Raw genomic sequence first — 13,633 nt, forward strand, 5'->3', positions numbered from 1 at the left:
TTAGTTGTCGGTTGTTAGTTGTGAGTGGTTAGTTGTCAGTTATTAGTTGTTGGTTGCAAAAAAATATTACTAACCACTATCCCCTAACCACGCTCCCACTATCCACTATCCCCTAACCACGCTCCCACTATCCCCTAACCACTATCCATTAACCACTATCCACTAACTACTAACCACTAACTATTGACACTTTACTAAAATCCGGGAAGTTCTAGCCCACTGGTCAAGTCTTCCATGCGATCGCGCATTGTCGCAGTGGACTTGTTGTAAGCATCTTTCATTGCTGCTGTCACAAGGTCGGAAAGTACATCTGCACCTTCTTCTAGAGCAGTTGGGGAAATTTCCACGCGCTTTGGTTCTTGGTTTCCGCTGACAATCACCTTGACCAGACCACCACCAGACTCTCCCAAAATTTCCATTTGCTCCAATTCTTCTTGGAGTTTTTTCGCGCCTTCTTGAACTTGCTGCGCTTTTTTAAACGCTTCGGCGAGTTCTTTCATTTTTCCTAAGCCGAAGCCAAATCCCTGTCCTTTTTCTGCCATAACTGATTGTCCGCGTGTGCGTTGAATAAGAAATCAAATTCAATTATAGATGCCGCAGGCAAGTTGCCTGTTTTTTTACCTATTAGGGGCAATGGGCAATGGGCAATGGGCAATGGGCAATGGGCAATGGGAATAAAAAGAAGCGATCGCGTATTTCACTTGCCCACTTGGATCATGCCCGATGCCCGATGCCCGATGCCCGATGCCCATTTCCTTCAAACTGGTTGAAACTCGCCGATCATTTTCACTTCTGGCTCTAACAAAATCGACCAGCGGTCTTGTACCCGTTGCTGAATGTGGCGAATTAGACCAAAGATATCGTTAGCTTTTGCTCCGCCACGATTGACGATAAAATTAGCGTGGAGTTGTGCAACTTGCGCTCCGCCTATTTGATAGCCTTTAAGACCGGTTTGTTCAATTAACCAGCCTGCGCTATGAGGTTTGGGATTGCGGAACACGCTACCACAGCTGGGGAAGTTGTAGGGTTGAGTGGTCAGACGATGTTGTTTGTGTTGTTTTGTTGCGGCTACAACTAAAGCCGGATCTGCCCCTGGCTTAAGTTGGAAGGTGGCTTGGGTGACTATGCGATCGCTTCCTTGTAGTAACGAAGTCCGATAGGCGTAACCCAACTGATCGGGGGTGACAATTTCTAATGTGCCATCAGGTGAAAGCACTTCGGCGCTGACTAACATATTAGCTACACAGCTACTGTGTGCCCCAGCATTCATCACAACCGCACCGCCGACGGTTCCGGGGATGCCAACCGCCCATTCTAATCCTTCCCAACCCAAGTCTGCTGCTTGCCAAGCCAAGCTGGGGATTGATTCTCCTGCCGCAACTGTTAATCGACCTGTTTGGGGGTCAAAGTGGCTGTGGCGCAGATGACGAGTCGCAATAACTAAACCGGATATACCGCGATCGCTTACCAACAAGTTAGAGCCAGCACCGAGTATTGTTACTGTTAAATCATGTTCTTTTGCATACTTCACACTCGCTTCCAGTGCTGCTAAGTTTCGCGGAGCTGCGTACCATTCGGCGGGTCCGCCAACTCTGTAGGAAGTAACTGCTGCGAGGGAAGCCTGAGACTTGATGGCAAAATCGCTACCGATTACGTAAACTTTCTTGTCGATAGAATTAACTGTTTCTTGCTTACTTGTCGCTAAGGTAGAAACTTTGCAGACGTTTTTAGCTGCCTGGGAAATTGTCATATAACTTCAATTGGTGATTTTTTTACATTTATATGCCGTATAGATACGGCAAAAAGGTGAAGTAAGGAAACTCTCGCGAGACAGACACAATGCTGAGGAATTAACCAATAAGTGTCAGCTTTTAGGATGTAGCTTTAGCTGGTTCGCAAAGAGTTGTAATTACTTCGGGTATCACCATGTTCAAGTTCCCGGCACCTAAAAACAAAGCTAAGTCTCCAGGACGCAGCTTAGAAAGTAAATATTCACGCACTGAGGATAAAGTCGGTTGATAAGTCACGTTGGACTGGTGAGTAGCAATTTTCGCCATTAGTTGTTCACCACTGACTTGTCCTAAATCTGGTTCGCCTGCACTATAAATGTCAGTGATGACGACCAAATCAGCATAAGTAAAGGATTCGGCAAATTCTTCTAAGAACGTGAGTGTGCGGCTGTAACGATGTGGTTGAAAGATAGCAACTACTCTTTGTCCGGGTCTAGCTTGGAGACGTGCGGCAGCAAGAGTGGCGCGAATTTCACTGGGGTGATGGGCGTAGTCGTCAATAAAGGTAATACCATTGACTTCACCGCGTAATTCAAAGCGGCGTCTTGCACCTTCAAAAGTGGCGAGAGATTCAGCAATTAAGCCAAATTCTAAACCTAAAACTCGACCAACAGCGACTGCGGCTAAGGAGTTGCTGAGGTTGTGACGACCGAGCAAACGCAAGTTTAATAAGCCCAAGGCTTTGCCTCGTTCCCAAACTAAAGCTGTTGTACCATCGGCGCGATATTCGATATTGGTGACAGTGTAATCAGCTTCGGTGTCTGAGTGTAAGCTGTAGCTGATAGTTGGTTTGAGGCGATTGCTTACCGTTTCACAATCAATACTACCGATCAATACTTTGCAACTTTTAGCGAATGTCTGGAAAGTTTCCACCACTTGCTCTAATGTGTCGTAGTGGTCGGGATGATCTAATTCAATATTGGTGATGATGCCAATTTCTGGGGCATGTTTTACCAAAGAACCATCTGATTCATCTGCCTCAGCTACTAGATATTTACTTTCTCCCAATCGGGCATTGCCAGACCAAGCTTTTACTTCGCCACCTATCAGAATCGTTGGGTCTAAACCAGCTTGTAGTAGCATATAACCAATCATGCTACTAGTTGTTGTTTTACCGTGCGTTCCTGCGACTGCAATACTGTAATATTCCGCAATTAATGCGGCTAGCACATCAGACCTATGAAAGATTGGACAACCTAATTCTAGTGCTGCTTTGTATTCTAAATTATTTGTATTAATTGCTGTTGAACATATGACTTGGGGCAGTATTGCTTTACTTACAGTAGGCAATTTTTCTGGTGAATTTAATACTACTGTATTCTTCTCAGTAATAACCTCACTTGCAGGATGAAAAAACGCGAGATTGCTTGCTGATTGTGTCCCAAATATATGAGATCCGATACCTTCCAACTTTCGTGTAATGTGGTTGGGACGAAGATCCGAACCTGACACTGGCAAATGGCGTTTTGTCAGAACGTATGCCAGAGCAGACATACCTATACCGCCAATACCAATAAAGTGAAATGGTCTACCACTAAAGTCTACAGAATTGCTCATTTTTTAATCCTCTTACACCACACCACACCAATATTCACAAATGACACGCGTATCATAACAGGAATTTGATTTTTATCGTTACAGATCGTGCATCATTTTCTCTTTCATGATTCGGTTGCTATCGAATGCTAAACATCTGCATGTTCAGAATGATTTTACCAAGGCAGGCGATTTTTTCTTTTTCCGAACTGTTTTTATGTTTATTCTGAAAATTTCCGCTGCATCGGGAAAGAAATGAGTGTAATTTCAAATACATTTTTTGTTTTCCTTACTGGAATTATTGCTCAATAGTACATTGGGATGCGAAACTGCTTTTAAACTGAAATGAAACTCACAAATCGTGCGAATGCGGTCTATAGCAATTTTCGGCGGCACTTTTGATCCTGTTCATTGGGGACACTTGATTTTAGCCGAGACAGCTTTGCATCAAGTACCCTTAGAATACGTAATTTGGGTGCCATCGTTAAATCCTCCTCATAAACAAGCGACTTCCTTTGAGCATCGAGTAGAAATGCTCCAACTAGCGATCAAAGACAACCCCTCGTTTACTATTTCATTGGTTGAGATGAATCGCTCCGGAACTTCCTATGCGATTGATACCCTACTTGAGTTATCTGCTTTTTACCCTAATACTCACTGGTACTGGATTCTAGGCTTGGATGCCTTCCTTACTTTGCCCCGTTGGTATCGTGGACGAGAATTAGTACAAATGTGTGATTTGTTGGTCGCACCCCGATTAGTCGGTGGTGAGAATATAGCTCAAAGCGAGTTGATCTGCAAGCAAGTACAACAACTGCAAAAACAATCCTATACCATTAGCTGGCAATTATTGCCTATACCTTTAGTGGGACTTTCGTCAAGTTTAATTCGGCAGATGTGCGGCGAACGCCAGTCAATTCGTTATCTAGTCCCGGAATCGGTTAGATTGTACATCACCGCCCAAAACCTCTACTTCGATAAATCTAAATAAAATATGTATTTTTTTGTTGCTTCAGCACTTTATAGTTATAAATACCCCCCCCGTTTGCGGTATGATCGTGGTCAACGATATTAATGTATAGGCATAAATACAGAGGGGCAAGACGCTGTGATTAGAGTTGCAATCAACGGTTTTGGGCGCATTGGACGTAACTTTATGCGCTGCTGGGTAGGTAGAGAACATAGCAACATCGAGATAGTTGCTGTCAACGACACCTCAGACCCAAGAACCAACGCGCATCTGCTCAGATATGACACGATGCTAGGAAAGTTACAGAATGCTGACATTTCTGCCGATGATAATTCTATCATCGTTAACGGTAAAACCGTTAAGTGCGTATCCGATCGCAATCCAGAAAACTTGCCCTGGAGAGACTGGCAAATAGACCTGGTTATTGAAGCAACAGGTGTATTTACCAGCAAAGAAGGGGCAATGAAGCATGTAAATGCAGGTGCCAAAAAAGTTCTGATCACTGCCCCAGGCAAAAACGAAGATGGTACGTTTGTAGTTGGCGTGAATCATCACGATTACGACCACAACAAACACAACATCATCAGTAATGCCAGCTGTACTACCAACTGTTTGGCTCCTGTTGCCAAGGTGTTGCACGAAAAGTTCAACATCATCAAAGGCACCATGACCACCACTCACAGCTACACCGGCGACCAACGTCTGTTAGACGCCAGTCACCGAGATTTGCGACGTGCTCGTGCTGCGGCAATGAACATTGTACCCACCTCCACAGGTGCGGCAAAAGCTGTAGCGTTGGTACTACCAGACCTCAAAGGTAAGCTGAATGGTGTGGCATTGCGCGTACCCACCCCGAATGTTTCGATGGTGGATTTCGTCGTTCAAGTCGAAAAGCGTACCATTACCGAAGAAGTCAACCAAGCCCTAAAAGATGCCTCCGAGGGTTCACTCAAAGGCATTTTAGACTATTGCGATCTACCTTTGGTATCATCCGATCACCAAGGTACTGAAGCTTCTTCGATTGTCGATGCTAGCTTGACAATGGTCATGGGCAGCGACATGGTGAAGGTGATGGCATGGTATGACAACGAGTGGGGTTACAGCCAGCGAGTCTTGGATTTGGCAGAGCTAGTAGCCGATAAGTGGAGTTAAGCAAAAAGTTAGGAATTAGGAGTTATGAGTGAGGAATTTTAAGTTTTGAGTTGTCAGTTGTGGTTTTTGAATCAAAAATGGGCTTCAACTCCCAACTGACAACTCCCAACTGACAACTCCCAACTCCTAACTCATAAAGTGTTGAAACCCTCGACCAAGAGTGAGAACTTGGTCGGGGTTTTTTGCGTTCTGGTCGTGCAAAATGACTTTGGAGCCAGATGTAATTGTTCCGACGATCGCTGCCCCTTTACCAAGTTTTTCAACTAATGCATAAGCTGGTTGTTTTGGCAAGCAAAGCACTAATTCAAAGTCTTCGCCACCGTAAAGAGCGTTAAAGAGCGCTTTTTCTTTTGTCAGCCAGTAGTTGAAAGCATCTGGTAAAAGAATTTGCGTAGATTCTAGAACAGCGCCAACACCACTGGCGCGGCAAATTTGCAAAACTGTATCCGCCAAACCGTCGCTGCTGTCCATACCGGAGATGGGGAGTGGGGAGTGGGGAATGGGGAGTGGGGGGAAGGGGGAGAGGGGGGGATGGGGGGATGGGGAGCCAGTGCGTTGCGTATTTTCCCCCCGTTGTAGCACCTGGCGTGGGATAGGGGGAGTTGTAGGGGCGGGGTTTTCCCGCCCATCGGGGTTTCCCCGCCCATCGGGGTTTTCCCGCCCATCGGGGTTTCCCCGCCCATCGGGGTTTTCCCGCCCTTGTGGAATTGAGTCAGATAAAATTTCCCAGAGGATGGGTAAGACATCTAAACGGGGTTGTGGGCGCTGGTGTGCGCGGATGAGAGCCGTATAATCCCCTTGAGTGAGGTTTTGCCCCAATTCTGGATGTAACAGCAGTTCTAAGCCAGCGCGGGAGGCTCCATGAACGCCTGTGACAACGATCGCATCCCCGACTTGGGCTTGATTGCGGCGGATAATTTGATGGGGATGAGCTTGACCAAAAGCGGTGATTGATAAAGTGATGACAGGCGATCGCACTACATCACCGCCCACAATTGAGGTATTGTATTTTTGCAGGCATTGTGTTATACCCTGGTACAATTCCTCAACCCAACTGACGCTAACTTCTCCCGGAAGTCCCAAACCAACAGTAATCCCCAGTGGAGAAGCGCCCATTGCCGCCAAATCTGATAAATTAGCAGCAGCAGCTCGCCAACCGGCATCTTCTGGCGAAGTGGTAATCTCGCTAAAATGCACGCCGTCAACCAGCACATCGGTTGTCACCACCAAAGATTCCCCTGGTTTAGTCACCAGCACCGCTGCGTCATCCCCGATAATCTCCGGTGGACAAAAGCGCTGCAATCTTTCTAAAAGACCTTGTTCACCAATATCTCGAACTTGCATATTTTGATAGTGGATAGTGGAATTTGGATAGTTGGAGGGTTGACGGTTGACGGTTGACGGTTGACGGTTAACAATTAACCACTAACCACTAACCACTAACCACTAACCACTAACAATTATCTATGCTGTTTTCGGCTCGACTAAATTTTCTATGCCTTGGGTGACTTTTGCCGATTCGATTTTGTCACCTGCCTTAAGTTTATCTAAAACTTCTTTGCCCTCGCTGAGGTAACCAAAAACGGAGTAGCGTCCATCTAACAAATTGCGTCCGGCTGGGGTAAGTTCTGGTTCAAACAAAAAGAAGAAAAATTGCGAAGAACCGCCATTAACTTCATTTTCCGGACGAGCCATCGCCAATGCGCCAAAGGCAGAAAAAGGCAGAACTGGCATATCAGTATAACGCCCAGCGGCTTCTAGTGTAATCCCGTAGGTGGGTTCTTTATCGCCTTCTGCGAGAATTTCTAAGGGAATAGCCCGGTATTTTTTCGTTTTTGGGTCAATAAAACCGACTTCTTTACCTGGGGGATCTCCGGTTTGCAAAACGTAAGATTCTTCAGAGCGGGTAAATTCTAAACCGTTATAAAACCCTCTTTGTACCAAATCAACAAAGTTTCCGGCGGTGACAGGGGCGCTGTAACCGTCCACAATCATAGTAAGATTACCTTTGTTGGTTTTCATTTCTACGGTGGCACGACCTTTGAGTTGAGGTAGGTTGCTGTACTCAGCAGGCACTTCAAAGGGGTATTTTTTCACCATTGACTCTTCTAACAAAGTAACGAGATTCAGCAGCTTGGCTCGTCCAGAGCGAAGTTTTTCTTTATCTTTGGTTTTAACGACATCATTCAGGGAAGTCACGCCAGATTTTAACTCAGCAATCCAAGCTTCAGCTTGGGGTTGGCGTTCTTCAGAGACGCTTGCGAGGATTTTGTCGGGATTATTCAGAATCCGCGATGCTTTGCTGAGGTCTTTGGAAATAGCCCCCCAGCGGCGATTTGCTCGCAGTTGGGCGGCAATGTCTTCTAAAGACGCTTGCAAGTCCCGCACGGGTTTATTATCTATGGGAAGGGCGTAGCGTAACAAGGCGTTGCCATCGGTGATCGCATTTCCAGCTGGTAGCGCGGCTCTACTGATGGGAGTCCACCCAGCTGTACTTATGCCTAAACTTATTGTCACCAACAACACTGCAATTAGGCTTTTTTTCAGCCAGGATTTTAATAAGTTGAACATGGCATGGCTCAAATACAACATCTAAATTTTTGACTTCTTGCGTAACCCATGAATAATCTTCCCACAGTACAGGGGAATTGGGCATGGGGCATGGGACATGGGGCATGGGGCATAGAAAGAGATTTGGCTTTATTCCCATTGCCCATTGCCCATTGCCCATTAAACAATTGCGATAGGGCCCAATTCCCAATTCTCAATGACAAAATGACTAATTCCTCCGCTTGAGGGGTACAATAAATGCCGATTGTCTTCCAAAGAGTAAAAGCTTCATGATCTCCAGTAACGACTTTCGACCCGGTGTTTCAATTGTTTTAGATGGATCTGTATGGCGGGTGGTAGAATTCCTGCACGTTAAGCCAGGTAAAGGTTCTGCGTTTGTCCGAACAAAGCTAAAAAATGTCCAGAGTGGGAGCGTGGTAGAAAAAACGTTCCGAGCTGGGGAAACTGTGCCGCAGGCTAATCTAGAAAAAAGCACGATGCAACATACTTATAAAGAAGGCGATGAGTATGTCTTTATGGATATGGAAACTTATGAAGAAGGCAGATTGAGCGCTAAACAAATTGGCGATCGCGTAAAATACCTCAAAGAAGGTATGGAAGCTGAAGTCATCCGCTGGGGCGATCAAGTCCTAGGTGTGGAATTGCCTAAGTCTGTGGTTTTGGAAATTGTCCAAACAGATCCAGGTGTCAAAGGTGACACGGCTACAGGTGGGTCAAAACCAGCAACTCTCGAAACTGGCGCAGTTATCATGGTTCCTTTGTTTATTGCTCAAGGAGAACGCATCAGAATTGATACTCAGGAAGATAAATATATCAGTAGGGAATAATTTTTATCTCACCTGGTTTATCTGAAGGCGGAATTCCACCACAATCGGGATGCGAGCTTTTTGCCACGAAAAATATTTCATACGGATAGGTTGAGGTAAGAAAAACTGTGCCATTGGACTTTAATGAAATCCGCCAATTGCTGGTAACTATTGCACAAACAGATATTGCAGAAGTAACCCTTAAAAGTAACGATTTTGAATTAACGGTACGTAGGGGGGTTAATGTCAGCAATCAAGAGCACCTTAGCGGTGCAGCTGGATCGGGATTGACAACGACACCAGCTGCACCCCAAGTGGCATTTACTCCGTTACCGGAGATTGCCGTAAGTCGCGTTACAGAAAATGCCGGGACTGCGGTGCCGTCGTCAGCACAAAACTCGACGCGTGACCTGCGATTAGTAGAAGTGCCTTCCCCGATGGTGGGAACATTTTATCGCGCTCCGGCTCCAGGTGAATCGTTTTTTGTGGAAGTGGGCGATCGCGTCAAGAGCGGTCAAACTGTCTGTATTATCGAAGCAATGAAGTTGATGAATGAGATCGAAACCGAAATATCCGGACAAGTGATGGAAATTTTGGTGCAAAATGGCGAATCGGTCGAATATGGTCAACCTTTGATGAGAATTAACCCTGATTAAGTATTAATCTATATATGAAATGAGTAATTGTTGATATTTTCTGTCCTTGCGGGTTAAACAGTAATGAAACAAGTGTTGCCTATACCCCCTGAAGTGGTGCAACAAGTAGCCGAATACTTCAGCCTGTTGAGTGAACCGATGCGCTTGCGGCTGTTGCACCTACTACGGGATGATGAAAAATGCGTGCAAGAGTTGGTAGAGGCAACACAAACTTCTCAGGCAAATGTGTCAAAACACCTGAAGGTAATGTGGCAAGCGGGAATTCTCAGCCGTCGCAGTGAAGGAACTTGCGCTTATTACCGCGTGGAAGACCAAATGATTTTTGATTTGTGCAATCGAGTTTGCGATCGCCTTGCCACTAGGTTAGAACAGCAAGCTCGTAGTTTTCGGATTTTGAATAGCAAGCTGTAAGGTTAGTTGTTGGTTGTTGGTTGATGGTTGTTGATTGATAGTTGATGGTTGTTGGTTGGTTGATAGTTGTTGGTTGTTAGGTACGAAAAATTACTCTTAACCACTAACCACTAACCACTAACCCCTAACCACTAACCACTAACCCCTAACCACTAACCCCTAACCACTAACCACTAACCACTAACCACGTTCCTAAAGCGAATAGTCTTTTTTAAAGCTTTCGCGAGTTAATGGCTGTTCTACTTCCAAACCTTCACCGCCTAAAGTTTCTAATTTTTTACCGTTCACATCAATGTATACTTTGGCGGTGGGATTCAATGTGGTAGCGGTGTAAACAACTTGTCCCACGCGACCCATCATTGAAGTACTACCACCTCCACTAGTAAATTCATTCGATAAGTTAACGTGGATCTCATCATTTTGCACTTTTAAACTTTCTAGTTTTGTTCCTTTGGGGATGGTGGTGGAACCTGTTCCTTCTGTAGGTCCTGCTAACAAACTTTGGAAAACCTCTTCTAAAACTTGGTCGGGCTTGTTACCAGATGCTTTAGTTTGAACTTGAACTGGTTGAGGAACGAATTCAAAGTTTCTACCATTATCTTTCAACCAATAAATATTAGTTGCTTTTTCAACAGGCTGGGTTGGTATAGTATTGCCTGAATTTGGTAAGCTTGTAGCTCCTGGAGTTGGCACTCCAGGGTGATTGGCATTCCAAGTTAGCCAAGCTACACCACCACTGACGGCTATAACTGCGGCTGAAACAGCTGCTATTACACCTGAAGAAATACGTTTAGATCCTTGTTGGTCTTTCATGCTTAAAAGCTTCCTGAGAGCTAAGATAATATTTATGTGAGCCAGCGCGGTCTTGGGGAGCCACTGCGTTGGGCGGCTCTGCCGACTTGAAGCAAGTGGCGTGGTTTCCCCCATGAGCGACTGGCGAACCCGAAGGGTGAGTAGAAGCCTGGGTAACGACGATACTTATAAACGGGGAGTTTCCAAAAGCGCTAAGTAGGATGGCTCTATCCTTACAAATGCTGCCATCTCTAATTCTCCTTGGCTTATCTTCAATTTTAGAATTCGCGCTTGCAGTCCGCCACCTTCTAGGTTACGTAAATCTAATCGTTTGTTGATGTTATTTAGGATTACGTTAATAAGTTTTGGTGGAACTTCTACTTGATCGACTTGGGCAACTAAATTAACTAGCTGTATTTGTCTGCCATTAACTATACTCACTTGTGATTCTGCTTTAATTAAAAGTGGTTTGCTTTTTTGTTTTTCCTGCAATTCTACTTGGATTCGCAGGCGGTTATTAGGTAAAAATCGTACCTGTGGATTGACTAAATTGTATACGGGGTTAGCCCCTGTATTTGCAAAATTCTGTAAATTGATGTTTAGCTTTTGTAGCCTAGCTATTAATTGTGGCGATCGCAAAGCTTGGTTAATATCTTCTTCTGTCAAAACTAATCGCACCCCCGCTTGTAAAGGTTTCTTTAATTGAGGTTTGCGAGTTAAACTACGCGGTTTGATTTCAATGCGATCGCTTTCTAATTCTAAAACTGCAATCCGGATATTTTGCCTTTTCAATTGCAAAGAACGTCCGGCAATTCTCACACGTTCAAATGTACCTTGCAACAATTGATAACTGGGTGCGTTATCAACACGCACTTGCAATTCTCCTACTTTACTAAATTGAGAACGGATGGCATTTTCCGCAATGTGATCGACTGCGATTCCCACGGGGGAAACTAAACCCAGCAAACCTGATAAAAGGATTGTGAGGAATTCCATTTTTTTGAAGATATTTTTTAACGCAGAGGAACGCTGAGGATAACGCAAAGGAACGCGGAGTATTTCTCTGCGAACCTTTGCGTAAGCCTTTGTGTCCCTCTGCGTTTATTTTTTAACTTCTATTGCTGACGAAATCCACTGTTTAAGAATTGTCACGACTTCTTCAATGGCGATTTCTTGAGATTGGCGAGTTTGGCGTTGGACTACTTCGACTTTGTTGTTTGCGATCGCTCTTCCGGTTACAATCCTGTAGGGGATGCCTATTAAGTCGGCATCTTTGAATTTAACGCCTGCACGCTCATCGCGGTCATCGAGTAAGGTTTCTACTCCCGCTTGATTGAGTTCTTTGTAAAGTTTTTCAGCGATTTCGACTTGTTGAGCGTCTTTTATGTTAGGGATTGTGACTATGGCGTGATAAGGTGCGATCGCTACTGGAAAGATAATTCCGTCTTTGTCATAAGATTGTTCTACAGCGGCTTGAGCGAGTCGAGAGACACCAAAACCATAACAACCCATGTATAAAGGCTTCTCTTCACCTTGTTCGTTGGTATAATTTGCTTGCATGATTTGGGAATATATGGTTCCGAGTTGGAAAATATGCCCTACTTCGATTCCCCGCGCTGTTTGCAGAGTTTGTTCTGGGTTGTGCTGGGCGCGATCGCCCGGTCTTGCTTTGCGTATATCTACTACTAATTCTGGTTGCTTAATTTGCTCTACCCAATTTGCCCCAACTACGTGATAGCCTGATTCATTCGCGCCGGTGACAAAGTTCTTTAAATCGACTGCGGTTTTATCTACCAGCCGGACAAAGTTCGGTGAAACATCTTTGGTAGATTGAATATAATCATCGGCGATATCGGGGGCAATATAACCCAAAGGAAGAGATTTTGCTGCCCATTTTTGCTGCGCTTCTGCATCTGGTACACTTAAATTGATAATCGTCTTCGCGCCGTACTGGGAAGCTAGTTTTGTTAACTCATTCTGCAACTTGATTTGGTTAACTTCTTGATCGCCGCGAATGCTCACCAGTACTAATACTGTTGTACCATTATCGTAAACTGTCTGATAAAGAACGTTTTTGACAACTTGGGTAGGAGAACATTTGAGAAATTCGCAAAGCGTCTCGATTGTCTCTGTTCCTGGTGTTTCGCGTTTCTCAAATGTTGTAAACTGTGAAGGTTCGGCATCAATCGGTAAAGAAACAGCCTTTTCGACGTTGGCAGCGTATTTACCATCTTCAGTGTAGAGAACTTCATCTTCACCAGCTTCCGCCAATACCATAAATTCTGTAGAACCAGATCCACCGATCGCACCAGAATCTGCTTCCACTGCTCGGAAAGCTAAACCAGAACGCCGCAGCATATTGCTGTATGCTATGTACATATCTTGGTAAGTTTTTTTCAGGCTTTCTTCATCGGCGTGGAAGGAGTAGCCATCCTTCATGATAAATTCGCGTCCGCGCATTAAACCGAAGCGGGGACGAATTTCATCGCGGAACTTAGTTTGAATTTGGTAGAGATGCAGCGGTAATTGGCGGTATGAGCGAATCATATCACGAGCGATCGCTGTAATTATTTCCTCGTGAGTTGGACCTAGTGCCAATTGTTCGTCTTTGCGATCGATGAGGGAAAACATGATTCCCTCAGCTTTAGTATAAGTATCCCAGCGACCAGATTCGCGCCATAATTCAGCGGGTTGTAATTGCGGTAACAAACATTCTTGTGCGTTTGTTTTGTTCATTTCTTCGCGCACAATCTGAGATACTTTTTGTAAAACACGCCACATCAAGGGGAGATACGCATAGAGACCTCGACCGATGCGACGAATATAACCTGCACGGACTAGTAATTTGTGGCTGGGAATCTCGGCATCTGCTGGATCGTCCCGGAGTGTAACGAATAACATTTGTGACAGTCGCATCGTTTGTCCTTTTTTAGATTCGATAATTTCTAT

15 protein-coding genes are annotated in these 13,633 nt (G+C 44.9%); 7 read left to right on the forward strand and 8 right to left on the reverse strand.

What is annotated here, in order from left to right; genetic code table 11:
• Positions 1-194: 194 nt before the first annotated feature.
• Entirely contained in the window at positions 195-542 is a 348-nt protein-coding gene (locus AABK37_RS01470) for a YbaB/EbfC family nucleoid-associated protein (RefSeq protein ID WP_039753505.1), read from the reverse strand.
• 105 nt (positions 543-647) lie between these two features.
• Here AABK37_RS01470 and AABK37_RS01475 point away from each other — a divergent pair, with 105 nt between their 5' ends.
• The gene (locus AABK37_RS01475) at positions 648-770 is read left to right on the forward strand and encodes a hypothetical protein (protein ID WP_432549843.1); all 123 of its coding nucleotides are present in this window, start codon (positions 648-650) and stop codon (positions 768-770) included.
• Here the strand turns inward: AABK37_RS01475 and murB are convergent.
• A complete protein-coding gene (gene murB / locus AABK37_RS01480; RefSeq protein WP_432549844.1) occupies positions 758-1,750 on the reverse strand; it encodes a UDP-N-acetylmuramate dehydrogenase in 993 nt (330 codons plus the stop codon). The two genes, AABK37_RS01475 and murB, sit on opposite strands and share 13 nt — an antisense overlap.
• Positions 1,751-1,871: 121 nt before the next feature.
• Positions 1,872-3,347: a UDP-N-acetylmuramate--L-alanine ligase gene (gene murC / locus AABK37_RS01485; RefSeq protein ID WP_432549845.1), complete on the reverse strand. Its 1,476-nt coding sequence runs from the start codon at positions 3,345-3,347 to the stop codon at positions 1,872-1,874.
• Between the two features lie 346 nt (positions 3,348-3,693).
• Between murC and nadD the strand changes: the two genes are divergently transcribed.
• The gene (nadD, locus tag AABK37_RS01490; protein WP_432549846.1) at positions 3,694-4,317 is read left to right on the forward strand and encodes a nicotinate (nicotinamide) nucleotide adenylyltransferase; all 624 of its coding nucleotides are present in this window, start codon (positions 3,694-3,696) and stop codon (positions 4,315-4,317) included.
• 117 nt (positions 4,318-4,434) lie between these two features.
• Positions 4,435-5,448 carry a type I glyceraldehyde-3-phosphate dehydrogenase gene (locus tag AABK37_RS01495; RefSeq protein ID WP_432549847.1) on the forward strand — a complete coding sequence of 338 codons (1,014 nt, stop codon included), beginning with the start codon at positions 4,435-4,437 and terminating at the stop codon, positions 5,446-5,448.
• A gap of 126 nt (positions 5,449-5,574) precedes the next feature.
• On the opposite strand, the gene thiL is transcribed toward AABK37_RS01495, so the two are convergent.
• Positions 5,575-6,792, reverse strand: a complete 1,218-nt coding sequence (gene thiL / locus AABK37_RS01500) for a thiamine-phosphate kinase (protein WP_432549848.1) — start codon at positions 6,790-6,792, stop codon at positions 5,575-5,577.
• 120 nt (positions 6,793-6,912) lie between these two features.
• A complete protein-coding gene (locus AABK37_RS01505) occupies positions 6,913-8,040 on the reverse strand; it encodes a peptidylprolyl isomerase (protein ID WP_432549849.1) in 1,128 nt (375 codons plus the stop codon).
• A 27-nt stretch (positions 8,041-8,067) separates the two neighbouring features.
• Between AABK37_RS01505 and AABK37_RS01510 the strand changes: the two genes are divergently transcribed.
• From AABK37_RS01510 to AABK37_RS01525, 4 genes are all read left to right on the forward strand, one after another.
• A complete protein-coding gene (locus tag AABK37_RS01510) occupies positions 8,068-8,244 on the forward strand; it encodes a hypothetical protein (RefSeq protein ID WP_432549850.1) in 177 nt (58 codons plus the stop codon).
• Positions 8,245-8,288: 44 nt separating this feature from the next.
• On the forward strand, positions 8,289-8,846 hold the full coding sequence (gene efp, locus AABK37_RS01515; protein ID WP_432549851.1) for an elongation factor P: 558 nt from the start codon (positions 8,289-8,291) through the stop codon (positions 8,844-8,846).
• Between the two features lie 107 nt (positions 8,847-8,953).
• Positions 8,954-9,481 (forward strand): acetyl-CoA carboxylase biotin carboxyl carrier protein, encoded by a 528-nt coding sequence (gene accB, locus AABK37_RS01520; protein WP_432549852.1) that lies wholly within the window; start codon positions 8,954-8,956, stop codon positions 9,479-9,481.
• Between the two features lie 63 nt (positions 9,482-9,544).
• Positions 9,545-9,892, forward strand: a complete 348-nt coding sequence (locus AABK37_RS01525; protein ID WP_039753487.1) for an ArsR/SmtB family transcription factor — start codon at positions 9,545-9,547, stop codon at positions 9,890-9,892.
• A gap of 192 nt (positions 9,893-10,084) precedes the next feature.
• On the opposite strand, the gene AABK37_RS01530 is transcribed toward AABK37_RS01525, so the two are convergent.
• The 3 genes from AABK37_RS01530 to AABK37_RS01540 all read right to left on the reverse strand — a co-directional run bounded on the left by AABK37_RS01530 (position 10,085) and on the right by AABK37_RS01540 (position 13,600).
• A complete protein-coding gene (locus AABK37_RS01530) occupies positions 10,085-10,705 on the reverse strand; it encodes a GerMN domain-containing protein (protein ID WP_432549853.1) in 621 nt (206 codons plus the stop codon).
• Between the two features lie 165 nt (positions 10,706-10,870).
• Positions 10,871-11,680, reverse strand: a complete 810-nt coding sequence (locus tag AABK37_RS01535) for an LmeA family phospholipid-binding protein (RefSeq protein ID WP_432549854.1) — start codon at positions 11,678-11,680, stop codon at positions 10,871-10,873.
• 105 nt (positions 11,681-11,785) lie between these two features.
• Positions 11,786-13,600, reverse strand: a complete 1,815-nt coding sequence (locus AABK37_RS01540; RefSeq protein ID WP_432549855.1) for a proline--tRNA ligase — start codon at positions 13,598-13,600, stop codon at positions 11,786-11,788.
• Positions 13,601-13,633: the final 33 nt, after the last annotated feature.

This window comes from Tolypothrix sp. VBCCA 56010 (assembly GCF_050875635.1).
Lineage (GTDB): Bacteria > Cyanobacteriota > Cyanobacteriia > Cyanobacteriales > Nostocaceae > Hassallia.